The sequence below is a fragment of the Microbacterium indicum DSM 19969 genome (assembly GCF_000422385.1).
Taxonomy (GTDB): Bacteria; Actinomycetota; Actinomycetes; order Actinomycetales; family Microbacteriaceae; genus Microbacterium; species Microbacterium indicum.
Genome location: NZ_AULR01000001.1, coordinates 1 through 24,885, shown reverse-complemented (window position 1 = coordinate 24,885; position 24,885 = coordinate 1). Strand labels below are relative to the sequence as shown.

Genomic DNA, 24,885 nt, shown 5'->3' with positions numbered 1-24,885 from the left:
TCTCGGGGGCCGCGGGTAGCCTCGTCGGGTGACGACTCCCCCCTTCGATCCCGTGACGCCCGCCGACATCCGCGTGGTCTCGGCGCAGCTCGGCCGCGAGGCCCGCGGCGTCGTCGGGATCGCGGCGCGGTGCGCGTGCGGCAACCCGACCGTCGTGTCGACGCGTCCACGCCTCCCGCAGGGCACGCCGTTCCCGACCTTCTACTACCTGACGCACCCCGCCGCGACGGCCGAGATGTCGCGCCTCGAGGCCGATCACGTCATGGTCGAGCTGACCGAGCTCCTCGCGTCGGACGACGACGTGCGCGCGCAGTACCTCCGGGCGCACGAGGCGTATCTCGCCGACCGGGCGCAGTTCGGCGACGTCGAGGAGATCGCGGGGATCTCGGCCGGCGGCATGCCGACGCGCGTCAAGTGCCTGCACGCCCTCGCGGGACACGCGCTCGCGGCGGGCCCCGGGGTCAACCCGATCGGCGACCTCGCGCTCGAGCGCTCCGCGTGGTCGCCCGAGCGCTGCGCGTGCGACGACCCCGGCGCCGCGCTGCGCGACGAGGATCCCGACGCGGAATGACGCGGATCGGTCACACCCGCAGGGCGCTCGTCGCAGCGCTCGTGCTGGCGTGCGCGATCCTCGCGGCCCCACCGGCCGCCGCCGAGACGACGGAGTCGCCGACCCCCACCCCGACTCCGACCGAGGATCCCATCCGGGCGGGGGAGTACTGGCTCGATCAGTACGGCATCAGCGACGCGTGGGAGCACACGCGCGGCGCGGGGACGACGGTCGCGGTCATCGACAGCGGCGTCGCCTCGGGGATCCCCGAGCTCGACGGCGCCGTCACCGGAGGGCACGACGCCTCGGGCGTCGGCTCGGCCGACGGCCGCACCTCGCTCGGCGCCGACGTCGAGACGCGCAGCCACGGCACGTGGGTCGCGTCGCTCCTCGCCTCGCGCGGGGACGGCGAGGAAGCGGGCCTCATCGGGGTCGCCCCCGAGGCCGACATCCTCTCGGTGTCGCTCGGCTTCGGCTCGGTCAGCGACGTGCCGTTCTCCGATCAGCTCGCCGAGGCCATGAAGTGGGCCGTCGACAACGGGGCCGACGTCATCAACCTCTCGTTCACGACCAACCAGACCTCGTGGGACGAGTCGTGGGACGACGCGTTCACCTACGCGTACGACCACGACGTCGTCGTCGTCGCGTCGGCGGGCAACCGCGGCAGCGGGACGACGATGGTCGGCGCCCCTGCGACGATCCCGGGCGTGCTCGTCGTCGGCGGCGTGGATCCGTCGGGCCACGCGAGCGACATCGCCTCGACGCAGGGCATCACGATCGGGGTCTCGGCGCCGAGCGAGGACCTCCTCGGCATCGGGCCCTCGGGCGACGTCGAGGAGTGGAGCGGCACGAGCGCCGCGGCTCCGATCGTCTCGGGGATCGCGGCCCTCATCCGCTCGGAGTATCCGAACCTCGACGCGAACAACGTCATCGAGCGCATCATCAAGACGGCCGAGCCCGCCCCCGACCAGGACGGCGGCCGCGACCCGCTCTACGGCTTCGGCATCGTCGACGCCGACGCGGCGCTGACCGACGACGTCGCGCGCGTCGACTCGAACCCCATGGGCGACCTCGCGACCTGGATCCGGCTCAACCGCGGATCCGACTCCGCGGGCGAGATCGACGGGGCCGAGCCCACGCCGGATCCCGTCACGCTCCCGGCGCTGCCCCCGGCCGACGAGCCCGCGACGGCGTCGAGTCCCTGGATCCCCTCCGCCGAGAGCATGCGGGAGGTCACGTTGCCATTGGCGGCCGCGAGCCTCGGTAGTATAGGAATCGTTCTCGGCGTCGTCGCATCTTTCCGGCGCATTCGCGTGCTCCGCGCAGGTCGCGCCTCGCGTCCATCAGACAAATAAAGGAGACAAGTTTTCGTGCCTAAGATCCTCATCGTCGGCGGCGGATACGCAGGTTTCTACACCGCGTGGAAGCTTGAGAAGCACCTGCGATCGGGTGAGGCCGAGGTCGTCGTCGTCGACCCGCTTCCCTACATGTCGTACCTTCCCTTCCTTCCCGAGGTCGCCGCGGGAGCGATCGAGCCGCGTCACGCCGTGGTCTCGCACCGTCGCCACCTGAAGAAGACGCGCGTCATCAACGCGAAGGTCACGAACATCGACCACGCGTCGAAGACCGCGACGATCTCGCCCGAGGGCGGGGAGAGCTGGGAGTACCAGTACGACCAGATCGTCGTGACCGCCGGCTCGGTCTCGCGCACGTTCCCGATCCCGGGCATCGCCGAGAACGCGATCGGCATGAAGTCGATCGAGGAGGCCATCGCGGTCCGCGACACGCTCGTGCGCAACTACGAGCGCGCCGCCGCCCTCCCCAAGGACAGCGCGACGCGCAAGCGCCTGCTCACGACGGTCGTCGTCGGCGGCGGCTTCGCGGGCATCGAGACGATCGCCGAGCTCCGGTCGGCCGCCACGGCGCTCCTCCAGAAGATCCCCGAGATCTCGTTCGAGGAGACGCAGTTCCACCTCATCGAGGCCGCCCCGCGCATCATGCCCGAGGTCTCGCTCGACACCGCCAACTGGGTCATCAAGGAGATGGGCCGCCTCGGCGCGCACATCCACCTCGAGACGCAGTGCGCCGACGCGACCGACGGCATCGTCAAGACGAGCGACGGCGCCGAGTACCCGAGCGACCTGATCATCTGGACGGCCGGCGTCATGGCCAACCCGAAGGTCGTGAACGGATCCGACCTGCCCCGCGAGGGCCGCGGCCGCATCTCGACGCAGGCCGACCTCCGCGTCATCGACGAGAACGGCACCGTCATCGACGGCGCCTGGGCCGCCGGCGACGTCGCGGCCGTCCCCGACCTCACGGGCGGCGGCGTCGGCGGCATGTGCGTCCCGAACGCGCAGCACGCCGTGCGCCAGGCCAAGCGCCTCGCGAAGAACCTCGTCGCGGTCATCCGCGGCGAGCAGACGGTCGACTACATCCACAAGAACATGGGTGCCGTCGCCGGCCTGGGCCTCTACAAGGGCGCGTTCCAGTCGAACAACCTCGCGATCAAGGGCTTCTTCGCCTGGATCGCGCACCGCGGATACCACGGCCTCGCGATGCCGACGTGGGAGCGCAAGTGGCGCGTCATCTGGGGATGGGTGCACAACTTCTTCCTCGGACGCGACCAGGTGCAGCTCGCCGCCTCGGCCGAGCCGAAGGCGTTCTTCCAGGAGTTCGCCTCGCGTCCGAAGCCGAAGACCGAGGACTGACACTCGGCAGAAGGCGCCCCTCCCGCTCGCGCGGAGGGGCGCCTTCGCGCATCCGCCCCCGTAGCCCAACCGGCAGAGGCAGCCGACTTAAACTCGGTCCAGTCTGGGTTCGAACCCCAGCGGGGGCACGCGGATCACCGAACGGCGACTCCCTCGGGCGCCGCGACGGCCCGAGCGCGCCTCCCGCGCGCCGAGACGACCGCGTTGCTCGCGACGATGAGCCCCATCCCGGTCCACTCGGCGGTCGCGAGCGCCTGGCCGAGCACGATCCATCCCGCGAGGGCCGCCCAGACGGGGTTGATGCTCGTCAGCGTGCTGAAGACCGGCGCGGGGATCCGCCGGAGCGCCAGCAGGTCGGCGACGTAGGGGAGCACCGACGACAGGAGCCCGCACGCGACCGCGAGCGCGATGCCGCACGCGGTCGGGGTGTGGAGCGCGAACCACACGGCGGCGATCGGCGTCCACGCGGCCCCCGTGACGAGGCTCGCCGCGGCCGTGCCGTGCAGGCCAGGCAGCCGGCGCCCCAGGGCGCGGTTGAGCAGGATGTACGCGCCCCAGGCGGTCGCGGCGACGAGGCCGAGGGCGATCCCGACGACGTCGCTCGACGGCCCCGGGCCCGTGAGGACGACGACGCCGACGCCCGCGAGCAGCGCGCAGCCGAGGTCGACGAGCCGACGGGATCCCGCGACGGCGACCGTCAGCGGCCCGAGGAACTCGAGCGTGACCGCGAGCGCGAGGCCGAGGCGGTCGACGGCCGCGTAGAGGCTGAGGTTCATGACGCTGAAGACGAGGGCGAGGCCGATGATCGGAACCCACTGGTCCCGCCGGAGCCCGCGCAGCCGCGGCCGCACGACCGGTGTCAGGATCAGCGCGGCGACGAGCTGCCTGACGGCGACGACGCCGACGGCGCCGATGGCGGGGAACGCCGTCGCGCCGAGCGCCGCGCCGGCCTGGTTCGACGCCGAGCTCGCGAGCATCAGGGCGACGCCCGCCGCGCGTCTGCGGCCCTCGGTCGCCGCGGGATCCTGGTCCATGCGATGACGGTAGGTACGGCGGTGGTCATGCGCGAAATGCACGGCAGGGCATCGCGATACGCTTGGCGTATGGATTGGAGCCTCCGCGAGCTGCGGGTCTTCGTCGCGGCCGTCGACGCGGGCACGTTCACCGACGCCGCCATCGCCCTCGGCGTCTCACAGGCCCAGGTCTCGCGGACGATCGCCTCCCTCGAACGCCGCATCGGGGATCCGCTGCTCCGCCGGGTCCCCCGCGGGTGCGAGCCGACGGCCTTCGGGACGCAGGTGCTGCCGCACGCGCGCCGCCTGCTCGCCGAGGCCGAGCGCTTCTCCGAGGCCGTGAGCGCGCGGCACGGGATCCTCCGGCTCGGCTACGCGTGGGCGGCGCTGGGGGAGCGGACGCCGCGACTGCAGCGCGCCTGGGCCGCGCGGCACCCGGATCGCGAACTGCACCTCGTGCGCCGGAACTCGCCGACGGCGGGGCTCAGCGAGGGCGTGTGCGACGTCGCCGTCGTGCGGAACCCCGTCGACGAGCGGCGCTTCGGGTCGGCTGTCGTGGGCCTCGAGCGCCGGCTCGTCGCGTTCGCGTCGGACGACCCCGAATGGGCGCGGCGCCGCCGGCTCACGATGGCCGAGGTCGCGAAGCGGACCGTCGTCGTCGACGCCCGCACCGGCACGACGCGCGTCGACCTCTGGGCCGGGACCGGAGCTCCGCCGCGCATCGTCGAGTCGCACGACGTCGACGAGTGGCTCGACACGATCGCTGCGGGAACGGCCGTCGGCACGACCGCCGAGGCGACCGCCCACCACCACGCGCGATCGGGCGTGACGTTCCGCCCCATCACCGACGGGCCGCGCGTGCCCGTGCGGCTCGCGTGGTGGCGCGATGACCCGCCGGGCGGGCTCGCCGAGCTCATCGCCGCCGTGACGGACCTCTACGCCGAGGGCGGGAACAGCGGAAGCTGACCCGCCGCCTCGCGGACGGCGAACTCACTCGCCTCCGCCGACCCCTCCGTCGCCGCCGCCGCTGTCTCCTCCTCCGCCCCCTCCGTCGCCGCCGCCTCCTCCGTCGCCGTCCCCGCCGAAGCCGTCGGACCCCGTCCCGCCGCCGTCGATCGCCGCGTCGGAGGAGACGCCGTCGAAGACGGACGCGAGGTCGGAGGATCCGTCGACCCAGGAGAGGCCGTCGCCCGCGTCGGACAGGCACGCGTCGAGGTCGGCGGCCCACAGCAGCTGCACGCCGAACACGGCGGCAAAGCCGGCGAGCGGCTCGTAGGACCTGCGGCGCCCGGATGTCGAGGTGTCGTCGAGGAGCCAGCGGCGGTCGTCCTCCGGCATCTCCATGAACTCGCGGAGCCCCGCCAGCTGGTCGTGCAGCGCCGCACCGTCTGGCGTCCATCGCGGCCGGTTCGACAGACTCCTCGCGGCGAACATGAGCGCCCCGCCGACCACGGCGATCCCGATCGCGCCGCCGACGGGGAACCCTTCCATCACGACCGCCCAGAGGAGCGTCGCGAACAGGGCGATGCCGGCGAGCCCGGCGAGCACCGCGCGCCACGCAGCGATGGGACCGCCGCGGAGGTTCGCCGCCTCGGCCTCGACGTCGGCGACCGCCTCGGTCACCGCGTCGCGCCACACCGGGTCGTGCCGCCAGGGCCGGAACGACGTGCTCGCGCGCGTCGGGAACATGCCGTCGAGCAGGATCCGTTCGTACGAGGGGAGCGGCACGTCGCGATCGCGCAGCCGGATCTCCACGAGGCGATCGGCGCGCCGCACCCCGAACGCGTCGAGACGGTCGTCGCGCAGCTCGACCGCGCCGCGCTGCGCGAGGTCGACAATCCCCGCGGCGACGATCCGCCGCGGCTCGCCCAGGAGCGCCGCGGCGAGCATCGGATCGATCCCCGCGGGTGCCGCCGTGACGGCGACGCCGCGCCCCGTTCCGGGCGACCGCGGGCGGCGGCGCAGCGCGTCGAGCACGGACCACACGGCGAGGATGGCCTCGATCGCGACGAGCGCGGCGACCAGCGGGGTCGTGAGTTCGTCCATGTCCGCACTCTAGGGGCGCGGATCCCCCTCCCGGTCACGGGGCCGCCTCCCATCCGGGCGCCTGTAGCCTCGGGACTCGTGGCACGGGCGGCGAAGCGGGTCCTGGCGCCGCGCGAGGGGATCTCGGCGGCGCGGCTGCGCGCGCCCGGCGGCCGGCAGACCCACGCGGGCATGCACGATCCCGTTCCCCCGACGATCCGGGCGTGGCTCGAGGGCGTCGTGATCCCGACGACGCTCGGCCGCGAGCAGGCCTTCGGAGACGCCCCGCTGGGCGCCGAGTACTTCACGGGCGCGGGCGAGCTCACGGCCGAGGACGGACGCCGCGTCTCGCTCGACGACCCCGTGACGCCCGGCGGCTTCTACGCCTTCCACAAGCCCGTGCTGCCGGAGCCCCGGATCCCGTTCGAGATCGCGCTCGTGCACGAGGACCGCGACCTCGTCGTCCTCGACAAGCCGCACTTCCTCGCCTCGACGCCCAACGGGGTCTTCGTGCGCGAGAGCGTCGTGACGCGCCTGCGCGTCGAGCGCGACGAGCCCGATCTCGTCGCGATCCACCGTCTCGACCGCGTCACGGGAGGTCTCCTCGCGCTCTCGCGGCGGCCCGAGACCCGCGGCGCCTACCAGATGCTCTTCCAGGAGCGCGCCGTCAGCAAGCGGTACCGCGCGCTCGCCTGGCTGCCCGCGGGGTGGACGCCGGGGGATCCGCTCCCGCTCGGCCTCGAGACGGGGGAGCCGCGCGAGAGGCGGAGCCGGCTGCGGAAGATCGACGGCGAACGTCCTGTGCGCGAGGTCGCGGGCGAGCCCAACGCGCTCACGACGATCCGGCTGGAGCGGACCTTCCCGCACGCGGGGCGCTGGGCGGGCGCGTTCGCGCTCGAGCCGCACACGGGGAAGACGCATCAGCTGCGCGTGCACATGGACGCACTCGGGATGCCGCTCCTCGGCGACCCCGTGTACCCGCGCGACGTCGACCCGGATCCCTACGACTTCTCGCACACCCTGCAGCTCCTCGCCGAACGGCTCGCGTTCGCGGATCCGCTCACGGGCGAGCGGCGCGACTTCCGCACGCGGATGGCGCTCGACCCCGAGACGGCGTGAGGCCGCCGCCCGGATCGGGCGACGGCCTCACGATGGGCGGGGCGATCAGTGCGCCGACGGCGCGGGCGCGTCCTCCTCGGGCTTCACGATGAAGAACGCGAGCACGACGGGGACGATCGCGACGATCGCCGCGATGAGGAACGCGAGGTGCGTGCCGCTCTGGCCGGCCTCGGGGACCGAGAGGCCGTCGGCGACGCCGCTCGAGAGGATCGACGAGTAGATCGCGATCAGGAGCGCCGTCGCGGCGGCGCCCGCGACCTGTTGCACGGTGTTGAGCATCGCCGATCCGTGCGAGTAGTAGCGGCGCCCGAGCGATCCGAGCGACGCCGACATCAGCGGCGTCATGGCGCTCGCGAGACCCACCGACATGACGATCTGGATGACCACGATGAGCCACGGGGGCGTTCCGGCGCCGACCGTCGAGTAGAGGAACAGCGATGCCGAGATGAGGATCGTGCCGGGCACGAGCAGCGTGCGGGGGCCGCGGGCGTCGTAGACCCGGCCCATGAACGGGCCGAGCACGCCCATGATCACGGCGCCGGGCAGGAGCACGAGGCCCGACATGAGCGAGTCGAGGCCCGCGATGTTCTGCAGGTACTGCGGGAGCAGGCCGAAGGTGCCGAACATCGAGAATGCCACGACGGCCATCGTGATGACGCCCATCACGAAGTTGCGCGCGCGGAAGACGCGCAGGTCGAGGAGGGGGCGGTCCTGCTTCTGGAGCGCGATCTGGCGCCACACGAACACCGTGAGGAACACGACGCCGACGACGAGCGAGACGATCGCGACGGGGCTCATGCCGCCGCCCGCGCCGCCGTGACTGCCGATCTGGCTGAGGCCGTACACGAGGCCGCCGAAGCCGAGCGCCGAGAAGACGACCGACGCGACGTCGATCGGGGAGTGCGAGTTCACGCCGAGGTTGGTCATCCACTTCGCCCCGAGGAGCAGTGCGATGAGCGCGATCGGCAGGATGATCCCGAAGAGCCAGCGCCACGACGCGATGTCGAGGATGAAGCCCGAGAGCGTCGGTCCGATCGCGGGGCCGAAGGAGATCACGAGGCCGACGCGGCCCATGAAGCGGCCGCGCGAGCGCGACGGCACGACGTTCATGATCGTCGTCATGAGGAGCGGCATCATGATGCCCGTTCCAGCGGCCTGCACGATGCGGCCGACGAGGAGGAGGGTGAAGCCGGGCGCGACGAGCGCGATCGCCGTGCCGAGCGAGAACGCGATCATCGCGGCCAGGAACACCTGGCGCGTCGTGAAGCGCTCGATGATGAAGCCCGTCGTCGGGATGACGACGGCCATCGTGAGCATGAAGCCGCTCGTGAACCACTGGCCCTGCTCGGGCGGGATCCCAAGGTCGGCCTGGAGGTGGGGGATCGCGATCGACATCGTCGTCTCGTTGAGGATCGCGACGAAGGCGGCGACGAGGAGCAGCCAGATCACCCGCATGCTGCGGGGATCGACCGTCTCGGTGGACTGCGTGCGCGGAGACCGCTCGCTTCCGGTGTCGGTGGTCGTCAAAAGTGACACTCCATCTGGGGTGAAGAAGATGACCGCCCCGGGCCAGGGGCGCGCGGAGATTGCCCCTCGCGAGCGGACAGTCAAGCCTAACGGGCTGTCAGCCCGCGCTATTCCCCCTCCGGGCGTCTGTTCATCCGATCGTCCCGCGGGCCGGGCGTCCTAAGCTCGACGGGTGAGCATGGGACGGGGGATGGGGCGCGGGATGCGCCCCATCGACGAGAGGGCGCAGCGCGCCGAGAACGCCGAGGCCCCCGAGATCCCGGACCTCGTCCGGCGCATCGTCGCGCTCTTCCGCCCGTACCGCGCGCGGATCGCGGCGACGGCTGCACTCGTCGTCGTCGCCGCGGCGCTCGGCGTCGTCCCGCCCCTCGTCATCCAGCGGATCTTCGACGACGCGCTCTTCCCCGCGTCCGGCGGGGTCAGGATGCACCTGCTCGTCTGGCTCGTCGTGGCGATGATCGCGCTGTACATCGTGAGCGCTCTCGTCGGCATCGTGCAGACCTATTTCACGGCGAGCGTCGGCAACCGCGTGACGGGCGACCTGCGCGTGCGCATGTTCGACCACCTGCAGTCGATGGAGCTCGGCTTCTTCACCCGCACGAAGACGGGCATCATCCAGTCGCGGCTGCAGAACGACGTCGGAGGAGTGTCGGGGGTCCTCACCTCGACCTTCACGAGCATCCTCGGCAACACCGTCACCGTCATCGCGTCGATCGTCGCGATGGTGCTGATCGACTGGCGCCTCACGATCCTCGCGCTCGTGATCATGCCGCCCCTGATCTTCGTGCAGCGGCGCGTGGGGCAGGTGCGCGCGCGGATCGCGTCGAAGACGCAGCAGTCGCTGTCGGAGCTGACCGCGATCACGCAGGAGACGCTGAGCGTGTCGGGGATCCTTCTCTCGAAGTCGTTCAACCGGCAGCGCGCCGAGTCGGGGCGGTACCGAGACGAGAACGCCACGCAGATCCGCCTGCAGATCCAGCAGACGATGAGCGGCCAGGGGTTCTTCGGCCTCGTCCAGGTGCTGATGTCGGCGGTTCCCGCCGTGATCTACCTCGCGGCGGGCTTCCTCATCTCGGGCGACGTCGGATCCGTGACGGCCGGCGCGATCGTCGCGTTCACGACGGTGCAGGCGCGACTCCTGCAGCCGCTCACGAGCCTCATGCGCATCACGCTCGAGGTGCAGACCTCGCAGGCGCTCTTCGCGCGCATCTTCGAGTACCTCGATCTCGCGCCGGCGATCGTCGACCGGCCGGACGCCGTCCCCGTGACCCGGGCGCCGGGGCCGATCGGGCGGATCGAGTTCCGCGACGTCGTGTTCCGCTACCCCGACGCGTCGCCCGACTCGCGGCCGACGCTCGACCGGATCTCGTTCACCGCCGAGATCGGGCAGCACGTCGCGTTCGTCGGGCCGTCGGGCGCGGGCAAGACGACGGTGCTCTACCTGACGCCGCGGATGTACGAGGCCGAGTCGGGCGAGGTGCTCTTCGCGGGCGCCGACGTGCGCACGCTCGAGACCGCGTCGATCGTCGACCACGTCGGCATCGTCAGCCAGGAGACGTACCTCTTCCACGCGACGATCCGCGAGAACCTCCGCTACGCGAAGCCCGACGCGACCGACGCCGAGATCGAGACGGCCTGCCGTCAGGCGAACATCCACCACATCATCGCCGGGTTCGACGAGGGCTACGACACGGTGGTCGGCGAGCGCGGGTACCGGCTCTCGGGAGGCGAGAAGCAGCGGATCGCGATCGCTCGGGTCCTGCTCAAGGATCCGCCCGTCCTCCTCCTCGACGAGGCGACGAGCGCTCTCGACACCGTGAGCGAGCGGGTCGTGCAGGAGGCGATCGACTCGGCGGCGCACGGGCGCACGACCCTGACGATCGCGCACCGGCTGTCGACCGTGATCGACGCCGACGTGATCCACGTGATCGACGGCGGGCGCATCGTCGAGTCGGGCACGCACCGCGAGCTCATCGCGGCCGGGGGCCTCTACGCCGACCTCGCGGCCGAGCAGCTCGCGGCGACCCGCGTGCTCGATCAGGACGAGAGCGGCCCCGGATCGATCGAGTCGAGCTCCGCGTCGTAGCGGTACAGCCGCGCGGGGCGGTGACTCCCCGTGCGCATTCCCTCGGTCGGGACGAGCGCGGGGGATCCCTCGATGAGGCGCCGGAAGTTCGACGGATCCATGCGCCGCCCGAGCACGGCCTCGTAGACCGAGCGCAGCTCCGTGAGGGTGAACTCGTCGGGCAGGAGGCCGGCCGCGATGCGGCTGTAGCCGACCTTGTTCCGCAGGCGCCACGCGCCGTAGGCGACGATGTCGGCGTGGTCGAAGGCGAGAGGCGGCAGCGCGTCGACGTCGAACCACTCGACGTTCTCGGGGGCGCCGGCGGCCGAACGCTGCGCCTCGACGAGGTCGCTGCGCAGGAGGGCCCAGTACACGATCGAGACGACGCGGTCGGGGGACCGGTCGACGTCGCCGAACGCGTAGAGCTGCTCGAGCCAGCTCGCCGAGAGCCCGGTCGTGTCGGCGAGGGTGCGCGCGGCAGCGTCGTCGAGGCCCTCCTCGGCGCCGAGCCAGCCGCCCGGCAGCGCCCACCGGCCCGCGAACGGGTCGCGCGTGCGGCGGACGAGCGGGATCATGAGCCGCTCGCCGCGGAGCGAGAAGATCACGGTCGAGACGGCGACGCGGAGGGCGCCCGTCACGCGCCGGCCGCCTTCAGAGCGGGGAGGATCCGCGTGACCATGAGCGGCGCGTACTCGTCGCCGAGCTCGTCTGCGTCGTCGACCCAGCGGATCTCCTCGATCTCGGCGGCCGGAGCGACGCCCGCGACGGGCGGGTGCGTGAAGGCCGTGCTCTCGACGGTGTAGCCGGGCTCGTTCGCCGCCGGGGCGCTGAAGACGCCGAGGAGGCGCAGGCGCGCGGGATCGAGGTCGACGCCGAGTTCCTCGCGGATCTCGCGGATCGCGGCGTCGACGGCGCTCTCGCCCGGCTCGGGCTTGCCGCCCGGCTGCATGAACTTCGCGGTCCCGCGCTTGCGAACCGTGAGGATCCGGCCGTCGTCCGGGTGGCGCAGGACGACGGCGCTCACGCGGATGATCCTGTTCTCGTGGTCGATCACGCGGAGAACCTCGCGGATCCCTCGTGCGCGACGGCCGTGCGGATCCGCTCGCGCATCTCGCCGTCGAGGTCGTCGAGCTGGTCGAGGGGGCGCCAGAAGGCGCGGGTGTTCTCGCCGTCGGCGGGGAAGGGATCGCCCGACACATGGCGGCAGCGGATCACGATGTCGAGGTACTGGGCGACGTCTCCGTTGACGTGGGTCTGCGGCGGGCGGTTGTGCACCCAGACGAGCGCCTCGGCCTCGGCGACGACGTCGGCCTCCTCGAGGACCTCGCGCACGGCGGCGACGGCGGGCTGCTCTCCCGGATCCACGATCCCGGTCACGGGGGTCACGCGCCCGTTGTCGGCGCGCTCGACGAGCAGGACCTCGTCGCCCTTCAGGACGACGGCGGTCACCCCCGTGAGGCACAGCAGCTCGTGCCCGATCCTCTCGCGCAGCCTGAGAACGAAGTCGGGTGTCGCCATGCGCTCCACCCTACGAGAGCCCCCCTCGAATCTCCTTTTCTCCGCGTTTTCCCCACGCCTCGGGTGGGGAAAACGCGGAGAAAAGGAGATTCGTCAGGGGAGGAGGTCGCGGAGCATGCGGAGGCGCGTCGCGTCCGGCTGGCGGATCCGCGGCACGCCTGCGTCGGAGAGGATCGAGCCGAGGGTGTTCGGCTCGCGGATCTCGTCCCAGCCCCAGCGCGCGAAGCCGGAGACATGGCGTCGCAGCGCGTCCTCGCGGCGCTTCTCCGCGAGCATCGACCGGTCGTCGCCGCGGTACTTGGCGGCTCCGTCCGCCTCGCCGATCACGCGCCAGCGCCGCCAGAACGCGTCGACGCGCGCGATCGCCCCGCCGCCGAGATCGAACTCGACCTGCAGCTCGGGCGCGGGGAAGCCGAGCCATTCGATCGCCGCGAGGCTGATGGACTCGAGCACCGACTCGGGAACGCCCGTCGCGCGTGACAGCGGCCAGTCGGCGGGCCGCCGGCCGCGGGCGCTCACGCGCGACTCGTTGATCGTCGTGAGATCGCTGCCGGTGATCCCGGACTCCCGCATCGCGGCGTCGGCGACCGCGAGCGCGTACGCGGGATGGCCCGAGCGCGCGATGTCGACGACGGTGTCGCGCGCCGACACCGAGGCGAGCCCGTCGGCGCGCAGGAGCTCGAGCTCGTCCGTCGCGAAGTGCCCTTGCACATCGCCCGTGATGCGCGCGGCTCCGGGCCGCCGCACGAGCACGTGGATCTCGGTCGGCTCGCCGAGGACGGGGAGACCCAGGAGCGCGCAGGCCGATTCGCGCGCGAAGACCGCGCGCGGCATGCGCAGCGCGGCGGCGTGCACCCGCGCGAGGTAGCGATCCCATGGCGGGAGCGCCCACCAGGTGTCGCGGTCGGCGTAGACGGCGGGGCGAACGCGGAACACGTCGTGCTCGCGCCGCCACCGGTGGAAGTCGTCGTCGCCGAGGTTCGCGCGTGTCACGAGCTCGATGGGGGCGGTCCGGAACGTCTGCAGGGGAGTGGTCGTCATGCGCCGACGGTGTCAGACTCCGGATCCCCTGGCGCCGTTCTGTGGACAACCCGCCCCGATCCGGCCTGTGGACGTGTTGCCCGCCGGTACCGACTCCCCTTTTCTCCGTGTTTTCCCCACGCGCGGCGTGGGGAAAACACGGAGAAAAGGGGAACTACGGGAGGTAGGGGGCCGCCAGGGGGTAGCCGACGAAGGCGATGGTGTCGATGAGGGTGTGCGCGAGGACGAGGGGCATGACGCGGCCCCAGCGCAGGTAGACGGCCCCGAAGACGAGGCCCATCACGGCGTTGCCGACCGCCATCGCCGGGCCCTGGTACAGGTGGTAGCTGCCGCGCAGGAGCGAGACGAAGACGAGCATCTGCCACGGCCGCCACCCGAGCTCGCGGAAGCGCGTCAGCAGATAGCCGTTGAGGATGACCTCCTCGAGCAGCCCCGCCCGCGCCGCCGACAGCACGAGGAGCGGGATCGTCCACCACGCGGCGTCGAGCGACGACGCCTGCACCTGCAGCGTCAGCCCCGCGAGCCGGCTCACGGCGTAGAGCGCGAGGCCCGGGATCCCGATCCCGGCGATGAGGCACAGCCCCACCCCGAGGTCGCGCCAGAAGCGCGAGAACGTCAGCCCGATCCGTTCGAAGGCCGACCGCGCCGGCTCCCACAGCAGGTAGATGACGAGCGCGACGAGGCACAGGTCGAAGAACACGTCGAGGACCCGGCTGATCGCATCCCACAGCGCCTGGTCGCTCCGCGTCGGGTTCAGCGCCGTGGCCTGCTGCGAGAGAGCGACGTCGGCGGTGGCCGACTTGATGAAGGAGAGCATTGAGGTGATGGCCGACTGCCCGAGCGAGAGGCACAGCACGATGCCGATCTCCCACCCGAGGCGGGTGCGCGAGGGCGCGGGGGAGGGGGAAACGGGATCCGTCACACCGTCAGGCTGGCACGACCCGCTATGTGCAATTCGTTACCGAGCGGTGAATCTGGCGAACTGATCGTTCAGCAAGCGTTCAGCTGCGCAGAGTGGCAACGTTCGGGCGTGTCGCTGTCACATACCGAAAGTTTCCAGCTTGTAACAGCATGAGCAGAGGTTTTGCGAACGCCGAACGGGTACATAAAGTGAGCCTGTCGCGCGCCGTATGCACAGCAGACCCAGGCGCGCGGACCAACCCTTTCCCTGGAGGAATACGTGAAGCGCAACAAGATCGCCCTGTCGGGCGTGGCGGTTCTCGCGGTGGGCGCGTTCGCCCTCGCTGGCTGCTCGAGCGACACCGGCAGCGACAACTCGGGCGACGCCGGCACCGGCAGCAGCACCGCGATCATCAGCACCAACGGCTCTGAGCCCCAGAACCCGCTGATCCCGACCAACACGACGGAGACCGGCGGCGGCAAGATCGTCACGTCGATCTTCGACGGCCTCATCGTCTACAACGCCGACGGTTCGACCGAGAACGCGGTCGCCGAGTCGATCACGACCGACTCGCCGACGCAGCTGACGGTCAAGCTCCGCGAGGGCCTGACGTTCACGGACGGTGAAGAGGTCACGGCCGACAACTTCATCAACGCGTGGAACTACGGCGCCAACCTCGACAACGCGCAGAGCGCCGCGTACTTCTTCGAGGACATCGAGGGCTACAGCGCCGACGAGGCCGTCACGCACATGTCGGGCCTCGAGCAGGTCGACGACTACACCTTCACGATCACGCTGAGCCAGCCGGCCTCCGACTTCGCGCAGCGCCTCGGCTACACGGCCTTCGTGCCTCTGCCCGACGCCGCGTTCAGCGACATCGACAACCTGGTCCTCGACGACAGCTTCGGCGAGAACCCGATCGGCAACGGCCCGTACATGCTCGACGGCGACGGCGCGTGGCAGCATGACACGGGCATCGACCTCGTGACGAACCCCGACTACGACGGCCCCCGCACGCCCCAGAACGGCGGCCTGCACATCACGTTCTACGCCTCGCAGGACTCGGCCTACGCCGACCTCCAGAGCGACCAGCTCGACGTGCTCGACGCGATCCCGGACTCGGCCTTCGAGACCTATGAGACCGACCTCGAAGGCCGCTCGGTGAACCAGCCGGCCGCGATCTTCCAGTCGATCACGATCCCCCAGTACCTGGAGCACTTCCAGGGCGAAGAGGGCCAGCTGCGCCGCCAGGCGATCTCGATGGCCATCAACCGCGAGCAGATCACCGACGTGATCTTCCAGGGCACCCGCACGCCGGCGACCGACTTCACGTCGCCGACGCTCGACGGCTACACCGACCAGCTCACGGGCTCCGAGGTCCTCGACTACAACGAGAGCCAGGCTCAGGACCTCTGGGCTCAGGCCGACGCGATCAGCCCCTACGACGGCACCTTCTACATCGCGTACAACGCCGACGGCGGCCACCAGGCCTGGGTCGACGCGACCGCGAACTCGATCTCGAACGTCCTCGGGATCGACGCCGAGGGTAAGCCCTACGCCGACTTCGCCAGCCTCCTGGCCGACGAGGACGCCCGCTCGATGGACGGCGCGTTCCGTTCGGGCTGGCAGGCCGACTACCCCGGTCTGTACAACTTCCTCGCCCCGCTGTACACCTACGGCGCCGGCTCGAACTACGGCGACTACAACAGCTCGGAGTTCGAGGACCTGCTGAACCAGGGCATCACGGCGACCGACGAGGACACCGCGAACGACTACTACCACCAGGCCGAGGAGGTCCTCCTCAAGGACCTGCCCGTCCTGCCCCTGTGGTACTCGAACGTGACCGCCGGCTGGAGCTCGCTCGTCGACAACGTCGAGTTCGGCTGGGACTCGGTCCCGCTCTACTACGAGATCACCAAGTCGGAGTGACTCTCTGAGCCTCAGGCTCACTCCCCGCGAGGCGGCGACACCCCAGTCGCCGCCTCGCGGCATGTCCGCCCGCATCCGCTCGACTCGCTCTCAGGTCGGCGGTTCAGACTGGTGAGGTTGTGCATCCGCCCCGATCGGGTGCGCGCCCCCGCGACCAGCCGCGGGCTCCCGAAAATCCACAGGAAGGAAGAGGATGGCTAGCTACGTCCTCAGACGGATCCTGCAGGTCATCCCGGTGTTCCTGGGCGCCACCCTGCTGATCTATTTCATGGTCTTCGCCATGCCGGGCGACCCGATCCGGGCGCTCTTCGGAGACAAGCCGCCGTCGGACGCCGTCATCGAGGCGCTCCGCGCGCAGTACAAGCTCGACCAGCCGTTCATCGTGCAGTACCTGAGCTACCTCGGGGGCATCTTCCGCCTCGACTTCGGCACGACGTTCTCGGGCCAGGACGTGCTGACGGTCCTCGGCCGCACGTTCCCCGTGACGCTGCGCCTCGCGGTCATGGCCGTCGTCATCGCCTTCGTGCTGGCGATCATCATCGGCGCGACCTCGGCGATCTTCAAGGGCACCTGGTACGACCAGCTCATGCTCGTCGTCGCGCTGATCTTCATCGCGGTCCCCGTGTTCGTCCTCGCCTTCGTCGGTCAGTTCTTCCTCGGCGTCAAGTGGGGGATCTTCAACCCGACGGTCGGCGCCGACAACGGGTGGGGAGGCCTCTGGCTCCCCGCGATCGTGCTGGGCCTCAGCGTGTACGCGACGAGCATGCGCCTGACCCGCTCCTCGATGATCGAGATGATGGGCCAGGACTGGGTGCGCACGGCGTACGGCAAGGGCCTCTCGCGCGGCCGCGTCATCCCCGTGCACGTGCTGCGCAACTCGCTGATCCCGATGGTCACCGACATGGCGACCACGTTCGGCACGCTCATGGTCGGCGCAACGGTGACCGAGGGCATCTTCAACGTGCCCGGCGTCGGCAACACGCTCTACCAGGCGATCCTCCGCCACGAGAGCCCCACGATCGTCTCGTTCGTGACGGTGTTCGTCGTGGTGTACGTGTTCGTGAACCTGCTCATCGACCTGCTCTACGGTCTGCTCGACCCGAGGATCCGCTATGTCAGCTAATACGCACTTCGTCGCGCCGCTCAGCGACGCGGGCGTCGTCGTCGACGCCGTCAAAATCGAAGAGAAGAAGAGCAACCTCTGGCTCGACGCGTGGCGCGACCTGCGCAAGCGCGTGCTCTTCTGGGTCGCCGCGGCCATCATCGTGCTGATCGTCGTCATGGCGGTCTTCCCGACGCTGTTCACGAGCACACTGCCCGTCGGGCCCGGCGCCTGCTCGCTCGACTTCAGCAACAACGGCCCGTCCTCCGGGCACCCGCTCGGGTTCACGCGCCAGGGATGCGACGTGTGGTCGCGCCTCGTCTACGGCACGCGCGTCTCGCTCATGGTCGGCATCTTCGCGACGATCATCAGCACAGTGCTCGGCATGGTCATGGGCGCCTTCGCGGGCTACTACGGCGGATGGCTCGACGCGCTCCTCTCGCGCGTCGGCGACATCTTCTTCACGATCCCCTACATCATCGCGGCGATCGTCGTCATGACGGTCATCCCGTCTGATCTCCGGAACGTGTTCGTCCTGGCCTTCGCGATCGGCGGATTCTCCTGGGCCTCGACGGCGCGCATCATGCGGGCTGAGGTGCTCCGGGTGAAGCAGTCGGACTTCGTGATGGGATCCATCGCGCTCGGCCTCAGCCGCTTCCGCACGCTGCTGGCCCACGTGCTGCCCAACGCGATCGCGCCCGTGATCGTCGTCGCGACGCTCTCGCTCGCCGGCTCGATCGGCGCCGAGGCGACCCTGTCGTTCCTGGGCGTCGGCCTCGGAGGCAACACCGTCTCGTGGGGTGCCGACATCTCGAACGCCCAGACGTCCATCCGCACGTCGCCCATGGCCCTGTTCTGGCCGGCTCTCGCCCTGACTGTCACGGTCCTCGCGTTCGTGACCCTCGGCGAGATGCTCCGCGACGCGCTCGACCCGAAGGCGAGGGCCCAGCGATGAGCGACCCCACCACGAACGAGACGCTGCTGAGCGTCCGCGGCCTGAAGATCTCCTTCGGCACGGGGAAGAAGCAGCGCGAGGTCGTCCACGGCGTCGACTTCGACATCCACCGCGGCGAGACCGTCGCGATCGTCGGCGAGTCGGGCTCCGGCAAGTCGACGACGGCGACGGCCCTCATCGACCTGCTGCCCGGCACGGGCGCCGTCACGGGCGGATCCATCGAGCTCGAGGGGACCGACCTGACGAAGGTGACCCGTCGCGAGATGGAGTCGGTCCGCGGGCGCCGCATCGGCTACGTGCCGCAGGACCCGATGTCGAACCTCAACCCCGTGTGGTCGATCGGCTTCCAGGTCAAGGAGGCCGTCAGGGCCAACGGCCTGGCGAAGGGCCGTGCCGCCGTGCACGCCCGCGCGGTCGAGGTCCTGAAGCAGGCGGGCCTCGCCGACGCCGAGCGGCGCATGAACCAGTTCCCGCACCAGTTCTCGGGCGGCATGCGCCAGCGCGCGCTCATCGGCATCGGTCTCGCGGCCGATCCGTCGCTGCTCATCGCGGACGAGCCCACGAGCGCCCTCGACGTGACGGTGCAGCGCGTGATCCTCGATCACCTCGCGTCGCTGACCCGCGAGAAGGGCACCTCGGTGCTCTTCATCACGCACGATCTGGGCCTCGCGGCCGACCGCGCCGACACGATCATCGTCATGAACAAGGGCGAGATCGTCGAGTCGGGGCCGGCCAGGGAGATCCTGCAGAACCCGCTGCACCCCTACACCCAGCGCCTCGTCGCGGCGGCCCCCGGCCTCGCGTCGAAGCGGATCCAGGTGCAGGCGGCCGAGGGCGGGCTCACGACCACGACGTCGGTCATGCGCGACGCGGCCCCCGTGGTCGAGGTGCGCGACCTCGTCAAGGAGTACCGGATCCGCGGCGGCGGCTTCCGCTCGACGCCGTTCCGCGCCGTCGACGGGGTCTCGTTCGAGATCCCCCAGGGCAAGACGCTCGCCCTTGTGGGCGAGTCGGGCTCGGGCAAGTCGACCGTCGCGAAGATGGTGCTGCAGCTCGAGAAGGCGACCGAGGGCCAGATCCTCATCGACGGGACCGACGCGACGACGCTGGCCGGGAAGAAGCTCTTCGACCTGCGCCGCCGCATGCAGCCCGTCTTCCAGGACCCCTACGGGTCGCTGGACCCCATGCGCTCGCTCGGGTCGCTGATCGGCGAGCCGCTCAAGGTGCACGGGGTGGGCGACCAGGCGTCGCGCCGCGACCGCGTCTTCGAGCTCCTCGAGCAGGTGGCCCTGCCGCGCGAACTCGCGTGGCGGTACCCGAACGAGCTCTCGGGCGGCCAGCGCCAGCGCATCGCGATCGCGCGCGCCCTCGCGCTCAAGCCCGACATCGTCGTCCTCGACGAGGCGGTCTCGGCGCTCGACGTGCTCGTGCAGGACCAGATCCTCCAGCTCCTCAGCGAGCTGCAGAGCGAGCTGGGCCTGACCTACCTCTTCATCACGCACGACCTCGCGGTCGTCCGCGTGGCGGCCGACCTCGTCGCCGTCATGGAGAAGGGGAAGATCGTCGAGAAGGGCTCGGTCGACACCGTCTTCGCGAACCCGCAGCAGGAGTACACGAAGCGCCTGCTCGACGCGATCCCGGGTGCCGACCTGCAGCTCGGCGCCTGACGCGAGCCGCACCCGTCCGCTGGGCGTCCTCCTTCCGGGAGGGCGCCCAGCGGTCTTTTCGTAGGCTGGGGGGATGGCACCCTCCGACGACCGTCCCCTCGTCCTGCGATCCCGCGGCGCGTGGGTGTGGTTCGGCATCACGACGGCGATCTGCGCGTACCTGCTCATCGACGTGTTCGTGCGAGGAGACGCGCTCCAGGGCGTCCTCATCGCCCCGTGGATGCTCCTCGCGGTGTGGTTCGTGTGGGTGTTCCTCGTCTCGCCGCGCATCGTCGCGGACGCCGCGGGCGCGACGGTGCGGAATCCCTTCGTCGTGAGCGAGATCCCGTGGGGCGCCGTGCGCGCGATCGGGCTGCGCTATCAGACCGAGTTCGAGCTGAGGGCCGGCGGACGCATCACCGCGTGGGGCGGTGCGGCGCGCGGTCCGGCGCGCTCGCGGCGCGGCCGCGCCGCCGCCGACGAGCGGATCGACGACCAGCTGAGCGAGCTCGAGAAGCTCCGCGAGGGGGCCGACCGCGCGCCCGCGGCCGTGCGCCGCCGCGCCGACTGGCCCGCGATCGGGGCTTTCGTCGCGATCGCGATCTGGGCGGCGATCGCCGTCGCCGTCGCTCGCTGAGAGCTCCGCTCGGCACCGCACGATAAGATCGGCATGCCCTGATCTCCGGGGCGCCTCCCTGACTTCCCAGAAGGAACCCTTTCATGGCGCTTGCCCACCGTTCTGATCTCCGCAACGTCGCGATCGTGGCCCACGTGGACCACGGCAAGACGACGCTCGTCGATGCGATGCTGCGGCAGACGAACTCCTTCGGCTCGCACGAGCACGTCGACGATCGCGCGATGGACTCGAACGACCTCGAGCGCGAGAAGGGCATCACGATCCTCGCCAAGAACACGGCGATCTCGTACAACGGCAAGCACACCGAGAGCCCCATCACGATCAACGTGATCGACACCCCGGGCCACGCCGACTTCGGCGGCGAGGTCGAGCGCGGCCTCTCGATGGTCGACGGCGTCGTGCTCCTCGTCGACGCGTCGGAGGGCCCCCTCCCGCAGACGCGCTTCGTGCTGCGCAAGGCGCTCGAGGCGAAGCTCCCCGTGATCCTCCTGGTCAACAAGACCGACCGTCCCGATGCCCGCATCGAGGAGGTCGAGGGCGAGGCCCAGGACCTGCTGCTCGGCCTCGCGTCCGACCTCACCGACACGGTTCCCGACCTCGACGTCGACGCTCTGCTCGACGTCCCCGTCGTCTACGCCTCGGGCCGCGCCGGCGCCGCGAGCCGCAACCGCCCGGCCGACGGCGAGCTGCCCGACAACGACGACCTCGAGCCGCTCTTCGAGGCGATCCTCGAGCACGTCCCGGCGCCGACCTACGACGACGAGGCGCCCCTCCAGGCGTGGGTCACGAACCTGGACTCTTCGTCGTTCCTCGGCCGCCTCGCCCTCCTGCGCGTCTTCAACGGCACACTCAAGAAGGGCCAGACGGTCGCCTGGGTCCGCTCCGACGGATCGGTGCAGAACGCCCGCATCACCGAGCTCCAGATGACGAAGGCGCTCACGCGCTACCCGGCCGAGTCGGCAGGACCCGGCGACATCGCCGTCATCGCGGGCTTCGAGGACATCATGATCGGCGAGACGATCGCCGATCCCGAGGACGTGCGTCCGCTGCCGCGCATCACGGTCGACGACCCGTCGATCTCGATGACGATCGGCACGAACACCTCGCCCCTCGTCGGCAAGGTGCAGGGCCACAAGCTGACCGCCCGCATGGTCAAGGACCGCCTCGACCGCGAGCTCATCGGCAACATGTCGATCCGCGTGAACGACATCGGCCGGCCCGACGCGTGGGAGGTGCAGGGCCGCGGCGAGCTGCAGCTCGCGATCCTCGTCGAGAACATGCGCCGCGAGGGCTTCGAGCTCACGGTGGGCAAGCCGCAGGTCGTCACGAAGAAGGACGAGAACGGCAAGACCCTCGAGCCGTACGACGAGCTCACGATCGACACCCCCGAGGAGTACCTCGGCGCGATCACGCAGCTCCTCGCCGCCCGCAAGGGCCGCATGGAGAACATGATCAACAACGGCACCGGATGGATCCGCATGGAGTTCATCGTGCCGTCGCGCGGCCTCATCGGCTTCCGCACGCAGTTCCTCTCGCTCACCCGCGGCACGGGCATCGCGAACTCGCTCGCGCACGGCTACGACGCGTGGGCCGGCGAGATCACCGCGCGCCAGAACGGCTCGATCGTGGCCGACCGCGCGGGCGTCGCGACGCCGTTCGCGATGATCGCCCTGCAGGAGCGCATGTCGTTCTTTGTCCAGCCCACGCAGGAGGTCTACGAGGGCATGGTCGTCGGCGAGAACTCGCGCGCCGACGACATGGACGTCAACATCACCAAGGAGAAGAAGCTCACGAACATGCGTTCGGCCACGGCCGACACGTTCGAGTCGATGACCCCGCCGCGGCTCCTGTCGCTCGAGGAGTCGCTCGAGTTCGCGGGCGAGGACGAGTGCGTCGAGGTCACCCCCGAGCACGTCCGCATCCGCAAGGTGATCCTCGACGCCTCGGCCCGCGGCCGCGAGGCCTCGCGCCGCAAGCGCCAGGGCTGAGACCCGCCGCATGCAGATGTGGGCCGCCCGTGTCGTCTCGTGGGTGATCGCGCTCGTCGCCGGCGCCGTCTTCGGCGCGGCGGGAACGATCACGCACTCGATCACGGCGTGGGGCTGGCTCCCCGTCGGCATGCTCGTGGGCGGCCTCGCCTGCGCGGCGCTCCTCGTGGCGCTGCGCCTCCTCGTGGACGGCCGCGGCGAATCGCTCGCCGCGGCCGTCGGCATGCTCGGGACCCTCATGCTGTTCTCGGGGGAGGGGCCGGGCGGATCCGTCGTCGTCCCCGCGGCGGCCGACGGCGCGTTCCCCTTCGGCGTCGTCTGGTCCTTCGTCCTCGCCGGCATCGTCCTCGTCGTCGTGGCGTGGCCCGACATGCGCCGGATCCGCGCGCTCCAGAGCGGTCACGCGTCGTCACATTAAGGCGAGCCTTCGAGGCGCCCGCCAGGCGGCGGCGCATAGAATCGGGGGGTGACTTACGTGATCGCCCTTCCCTGCGTGGACGTCAAAGACCGCGCGTGCATCGATGAGTGCCCGGTCGACTGCATCTACGAGGGCGAACGCAGCCTCTACATCCACCCCGACGAGTGCGTCGACTGCGGCGCCTGCGAGCCCGTGTGCCCCGTCGAGGCGATCTACTACGAGGACGACCTGCCCGACGAGTGGCAGGACTACTACAAGGCCAACGTCGAGTTCTTCGACGAGGTCGGCTCGCCGGGCGGCGCGGCGAAGGTCGGCGTGATCCCCAAGGACCACCCCCTGATCTCGGCCCTTCCCCCGCAGGGAGACTGACGCTCCGCGAGCGGCGCACCCGGAAACCGCTGGAGTGAGATGAGCATCCGCGACCTCGACGACTACCCCTGGGACGGCGTCGCCCCGTACCGCGAGCGCGCTGCGCAGCACGAGGGCGGGATCTGCGATCTGTCGATCGGCTCGCCCGTCGATCCGACGCCGCAGGTGATCCGCGACGCTCTCGTCGCGGCGACCGACGCCCACGCGTACCCCGCGACGGCGGGATCCGTCCCGCTCCGCGAGGCGATCGCCTCCTGGTACGCGCGCCGCCGCGGCGTACCGGGGCTCGCGCCCGCGAATGTGCTGCCGACCATCGGGTCGAAGGAGCTCGTGGCCCTGCTGCCGACGCTCCTGGGGCTCGGCGAGGGCGACGTCGTCGTGCACCCCCGCGCGGCGTACCCGACGTACGAGGTCGGCGCGCGCGTCGCGGGCTCGACGCCCGCCGCCGCCGACGAACCTTCGGAGTGGCCCGAGGGCACGAAGCTCGTCTGGATCAACTCGCCCGGCAACCCCGACGGCCGCGTCGCGACGGTCGACGAGCTCCGCGCCGCCGTCGAGCGAGCCCGCGAGATCGGCGCCGTCGTCGCGAGCGACGAGTGCTACGCCGAGCTCGGGTGGGAGGCGCCGTGGGACGCCGAGACGATCCCGTCGATCCTCGATCCGCGCGTCGCCGGCGACAGCCGCGCGAACCTGCTGAGCGTCTACTCGCTGTCGAAGCAGTCGAACCTCGCGGGCTATCGCGCGGCGTTCGTCGCGGGATGCGGGAAGATCGTGGCCGAGCTCCTGAAGAACCGCAAGCACCTGGGGCTCATGCCGCCGGCGCCCGTTCAGCAGGCGATGATCGCCGCCCTCGGCGACGACGCGCACGTCGCCGAGCAGAAGGAGCGCTACCGCGTGCGCCGCGCGCTCCTGAAGCCCGCTCTCGAGGCGGCGGGCTTCCGCGTCGACCGCAGCGAGGCCGGGCTCTACCTCTGGGCGACAGAGGGGCGCGACGCGTGGGAGTCGATGGACCGCCTCGCGGGTCTCGGGATCCTCGCGGGCCCCGGCGTGTTCTACGGGGGCTTCTTCCCGCGGCATGTGCGGCTCTCGCTCACCGCGACCGACGAGCGGATCGCGGCCGCCGCGGGCCGCCTCGCAGCCTCCGCTTAGAGGGATCCACAGGGCCGAGCCGCCCGATATTGCCGAGTTTCACAGTGGCGTGAGAGGCCGATAGGCTGTTGCAGGACATCCCCGCTCACCCCCGCGGGCGCGTCCGAATGCTCGACCGAAAAGCACAACGCAAGGAGGCGCCGTGAGCGACGCGGGACACCTGCCTGAGAAGGCCACGCTGACTGTCGGGGACAGGATCGCCGAGTTCCCGGTGCTCCCGGC

23 protein-coding genes and 1 tRNA gene are annotated in these 24,885 nt (G+C 70.9%); 16 read left to right on the top strand and 8 right to left on the bottom strand.

Annotated features, from left to right (window positions below; all coding sequences use genetic code 11):
• Positions 1-28 precede the first annotated feature (28 nt).
• The 4 genes from H576_RS0100125 (at position 29) to H576_RS0100110 (ending at position 3,389) form a co-directional block, all read left to right on the top strand.
• Positions 29-571, top strand: coding sequence for a DUF501 domain-containing protein (locus H576_RS0100125; protein WP_029149229.1), 543 nt, complete (start codon positions 29-31; stop codon positions 569-571).
• Positions 568-1,905 (top strand): S8 family serine peptidase, encoded by a 1,338-nt coding sequence (locus H576_RS0100120; RefSeq protein WP_029149228.1) that lies wholly within the window; start codon positions 568-570, stop codon positions 1,903-1,905. The genes H576_RS0100125 and H576_RS0100120 overlap by 4 nt, the downstream gene beginning before the upstream one ends.
• A gap of 15 nt (positions 1,906-1,920) precedes the next feature.
• Complete coding sequence (locus H576_RS13665; protein ID WP_051171925.1) at positions 1,921-3,261, top strand: NAD(P)/FAD-dependent oxidoreductase; 1,341 nt, start codon at positions 1,921-1,923, stop codon at positions 3,259-3,261.
• A 54-nt stretch (positions 3,262-3,315) separates the two neighbouring features.
• A tRNA-Leu gene (locus H576_RS0100110) sits at positions 3,316-3,389 on the top strand.
• Between the two features lie 6 nt (positions 3,390-3,395).
• Here the strand turns inward: H576_RS0100110 and H576_RS13660 are convergent.
• Positions 3,396-4,295: an EamA family transporter gene (locus H576_RS13660; RefSeq protein ID WP_051171923.1), complete on the bottom strand. Its 900-nt coding sequence runs from the start codon at positions 4,293-4,295 to the stop codon at positions 3,396-3,398.
• A 69-nt stretch (positions 4,296-4,364) separates the two neighbouring features.
• On the opposite strand from H576_RS13660, the gene H576_RS0100100 reads away from it, so the two are divergent.
• Positions 4,365-5,240, top strand: coding sequence for a LysR family transcriptional regulator (locus H576_RS0100100; RefSeq protein WP_029149227.1), 876 nt, complete (start codon positions 4,365-4,367; stop codon positions 5,238-5,240).
• A 24-nt stretch (positions 5,241-5,264) separates the two neighbouring features.
• On the opposite strand, the gene H576_RS0100095 is transcribed toward H576_RS0100100, so the two are convergent.
• The gene (locus H576_RS0100095) at positions 5,265-6,320 is read right to left on the bottom strand and encodes a DUF2207 family protein (protein ID WP_029149226.1); all 1,056 of its coding nucleotides are present in this window, start codon (positions 6,318-6,320) and stop codon (positions 5,265-5,267) included.
• A gap of 78 nt (positions 6,321-6,398) precedes the next feature.
• On the opposite strand from H576_RS0100095, the gene H576_RS0100090 reads away from it, so the two are divergent.
• Positions 6,399-7,418 carry a pseudouridine synthase gene (locus H576_RS0100090; protein ID WP_029149225.1) on the top strand — a complete coding sequence of 340 codons (1,020 nt, stop codon included), beginning with the start codon at positions 6,399-6,401 and terminating at the stop codon, positions 7,416-7,418.
• A gap of 45 nt (positions 7,419-7,463) precedes the next feature.
• Here the strand turns inward: H576_RS0100090 and H576_RS0100085 are convergent, their stop codons facing one another.
• Positions 7,464-8,873 (bottom strand): MDR family MFS transporter, encoded by a 1,410-nt coding sequence (locus H576_RS0100085; protein WP_084502354.1) that lies wholly within the window; start codon positions 8,871-8,873, stop codon positions 7,464-7,466.
• Positions 8,874-9,123: 250 nt separating this feature from the next.
• Here H576_RS0100085 and H576_RS0100080 point away from each other — a divergent pair, with 250 nt between their 5' ends.
• Positions 9,124-11,031, top strand: coding sequence for an ABC transporter ATP-binding protein (locus tag H576_RS0100080; RefSeq protein WP_036318703.1), 1,908 nt, complete (start codon positions 9,124-9,126; stop codon positions 11,029-11,031).
• Here the strand turns inward: H576_RS0100080 and H576_RS0100075 are convergent.
• The 5 genes from H576_RS0100075 to H576_RS0100055 form a co-directional block, all read right to left on the bottom strand.
• Positions 10,983-11,648, bottom strand: a complete 666-nt coding sequence (locus tag H576_RS0100075; RefSeq protein WP_029149222.1) for an NUDIX hydrolase — start codon at positions 11,646-11,648, stop codon at positions 10,983-10,985. The two genes, H576_RS0100080 and H576_RS0100075, sit on opposite strands and share 49 nt — an antisense overlap.
• Positions 11,645-12,064 (bottom strand): NUDIX hydrolase, encoded by a 420-nt coding sequence (locus tag H576_RS0100070; protein ID WP_029149221.1) that lies wholly within the window; start codon positions 12,062-12,064, stop codon positions 11,645-11,647. Before H576_RS0100070 ends, H576_RS0100075 begins: the two co-directional genes overlap by 4 nt.
• Positions 12,061-12,528 (bottom strand): NUDIX hydrolase, encoded by a 468-nt coding sequence (locus H576_RS0100065; protein WP_029149220.1) that lies wholly within the window; start codon positions 12,526-12,528, stop codon positions 12,061-12,063. The genes H576_RS0100070 and H576_RS0100065 overlap by 4 nt, the downstream gene beginning before the upstream one ends.
• Before the next feature lie 93 nt (positions 12,529-12,621).
• Complete coding sequence (locus tag H576_RS13655) at positions 12,622-13,569, bottom strand: hypothetical protein (protein WP_051171921.1); 948 nt, start codon at positions 13,567-13,569, stop codon at positions 12,622-12,624.
• 154 nt (positions 13,570-13,723) lie between these two features.
• Positions 13,724-14,491 (bottom strand): CPBP family intramembrane glutamic endopeptidase, encoded by a 768-nt coding sequence (locus H576_RS0100055; protein ID WP_029149219.1) that lies wholly within the window; start codon positions 14,489-14,491, stop codon positions 13,724-13,726.
• Positions 14,492-14,749: 258 nt separating this feature from the next.
• Between H576_RS0100055 and H576_RS0100050 the strand changes: the two genes are divergently transcribed.
• From H576_RS0100050 to dapC, 9 genes are all read left to right on the top strand, one after another.
• Positions 14,750-16,399 carry a peptide ABC transporter substrate-binding protein gene (locus H576_RS0100050; RefSeq protein WP_029149218.1) on the top strand — a complete coding sequence of 550 codons (1,650 nt, stop codon included), beginning with the start codon at positions 14,750-14,752 and terminating at the stop codon, positions 16,397-16,399.
• 193 nt (positions 16,400-16,592) lie between these two features.
• Positions 16,593-17,522 carry an ABC transporter permease gene (locus tag H576_RS0100045; RefSeq protein ID WP_029149217.1) on the top strand — a complete coding sequence of 310 codons (930 nt, stop codon included), beginning with the start codon at positions 16,593-16,595 and terminating at the stop codon, positions 17,520-17,522.
• Positions 17,512-18,456: an ABC transporter permease gene (locus H576_RS0100040; RefSeq protein ID WP_029149216.1), complete on the top strand. Its 945-nt coding sequence runs from the start codon at positions 17,512-17,514 to the stop codon at positions 18,454-18,456. Before H576_RS0100045 ends, H576_RS0100040 begins: the two co-directional genes overlap by 11 nt.
• Positions 18,453-20,123: an ABC transporter ATP-binding protein gene (locus H576_RS0100035; protein ID WP_029149215.1), complete on the top strand. Its 1,671-nt coding sequence runs from the start codon at positions 18,453-18,455 to the stop codon at positions 20,121-20,123. The genes H576_RS0100040 and H576_RS0100035 overlap by 4 nt, the downstream gene beginning before the upstream one ends.
• Before the next feature lie 73 nt (positions 20,124-20,196).
• Positions 20,197-20,739, top strand: coding sequence for a PH domain-containing protein (locus H576_RS0100030; protein WP_029149214.1), 543 nt, complete (start codon positions 20,197-20,199; stop codon positions 20,737-20,739).
• 83 nt (positions 20,740-20,822) lie between these two features.
• On the top strand, positions 20,823-22,727 hold the full coding sequence (gene typA / locus H576_RS0100025) for a translational GTPase TypA (RefSeq protein ID WP_029149213.1): 1,905 nt from the start codon (positions 20,823-20,825) through the stop codon (positions 22,725-22,727).
• A 10-nt stretch (positions 22,728-22,737) separates the two neighbouring features.
• On the top strand, positions 22,738-23,145 hold the full coding sequence (locus H576_RS0100020) for a hypothetical protein (RefSeq protein WP_029149212.1): 408 nt from the start codon (positions 22,738-22,740) through the stop codon (positions 23,143-23,145).
• Positions 23,146-23,193: 48 nt separating this feature from the next.
• Complete coding sequence (fdxA, locus tag H576_RS0100015) at positions 23,194-23,514, top strand: ferredoxin (RefSeq protein ID WP_029149211.1); 321 nt, start codon at positions 23,194-23,196, stop codon at positions 23,512-23,514.
• Positions 23,515-23,553: 39 nt separating this feature from the next.
• Positions 23,554-24,663: a succinyldiaminopimelate transaminase gene (dapC, locus tag H576_RS0100010; RefSeq protein WP_029149210.1), complete on the top strand. Its 1,110-nt coding sequence runs from the start codon at positions 23,554-23,556 to the stop codon at positions 24,661-24,663.
• Positions 24,664-24,885: the final 222 nt, after the last annotated feature.

Coding starts and splice junctions, on each gene's coding strand:
- H576_RS0100120 (WP_029149228.1), top strand. CDS start 568: ATGACGCGGATCGGTCACACCCGCAGGGCGCTCGTCGCAGCGCTCGTG.
- H576_RS13660 (WP_051171923.1), bottom strand. CDS start 4,295: ATGGACCAGGATCCCGCGGCGACCGAGGGCCGCAGACGCGCGGCGGGC.
- H576_RS0100100 (WP_029149227.1), top strand. CDS start 4,365: ATGGATTGGAGCCTCCGCGAGCTGCGGGTCTTCGTCGCGGCCGTCGAC.
- H576_RS0100095 (WP_029149226.1), bottom strand. CDS start 6,320: ATGGACGAACTCACGACCCCGCTGGTCGCCGCGCTCGTCGCGATCGAG.
- H576_RS0100085 (WP_084502354.1), bottom strand. CDS start 8,873: ATGCGGGTGATCTGGCTGCTCCTCGTCGCCGCCTTCGTCGCGATCCTC.
- H576_RS0100080 (WP_036318703.1), top strand. CDS start 9,124: ATGGGACGGGGGATGGGGCGCGGGATGCGCCCCATCGACGAGAGGGCG.
- H576_RS0100065 (WP_029149220.1), bottom strand. CDS start 12,528: ATGGCGACACCCGACTTCGTTCTCAGGCTGCGCGAGAGGATCGGGCAC.
- H576_RS13655 (WP_051171921.1), bottom strand. CDS start 13,569: ATGACGACCACTCCCCTGCAGACGTTCCGGACCGCCCCCATCGAGCTC.
- H576_RS0100045 (WP_029149217.1), top strand. CDS start 16,593: ATGGCTAGCTACGTCCTCAGACGGATCCTGCAGGTCATCCCGGTGTTC.
- H576_RS0100040 (WP_029149216.1), top strand. CDS start 17,512: ATGTCAGCTAATACGCACTTCGTCGCGCCGCTCAGCGACGCGGGCGTC.
- H576_RS0100035 (WP_029149215.1), top strand. CDS start 18,453: ATGAGCGACCCCACCACGAACGAGACGCTGCTGAGCGTCCGCGGCCTG.
- H576_RS0100030 (WP_029149214.1), top strand. CDS start 20,197: ATGGCACCCTCCGACGACCGTCCCCTCGTCCTGCGATCCCGCGGCGCG.
- typA (WP_029149213.1), top strand. CDS start 20,823: ATGGCGCTTGCCCACCGTTCTGATCTCCGCAACGTCGCGATCGTGGCC.
- H576_RS0100020 (WP_029149212.1), top strand. CDS start 22,738: ATGCAGATGTGGGCCGCCCGTGTCGTCTCGTGGGTGATCGCGCTCGTC.
- dapC (WP_029149210.1), top strand. CDS start 23,554: ATGAGCATCCGCGACCTCGACGACTACCCCTGGGACGGCGTCGCCCCG.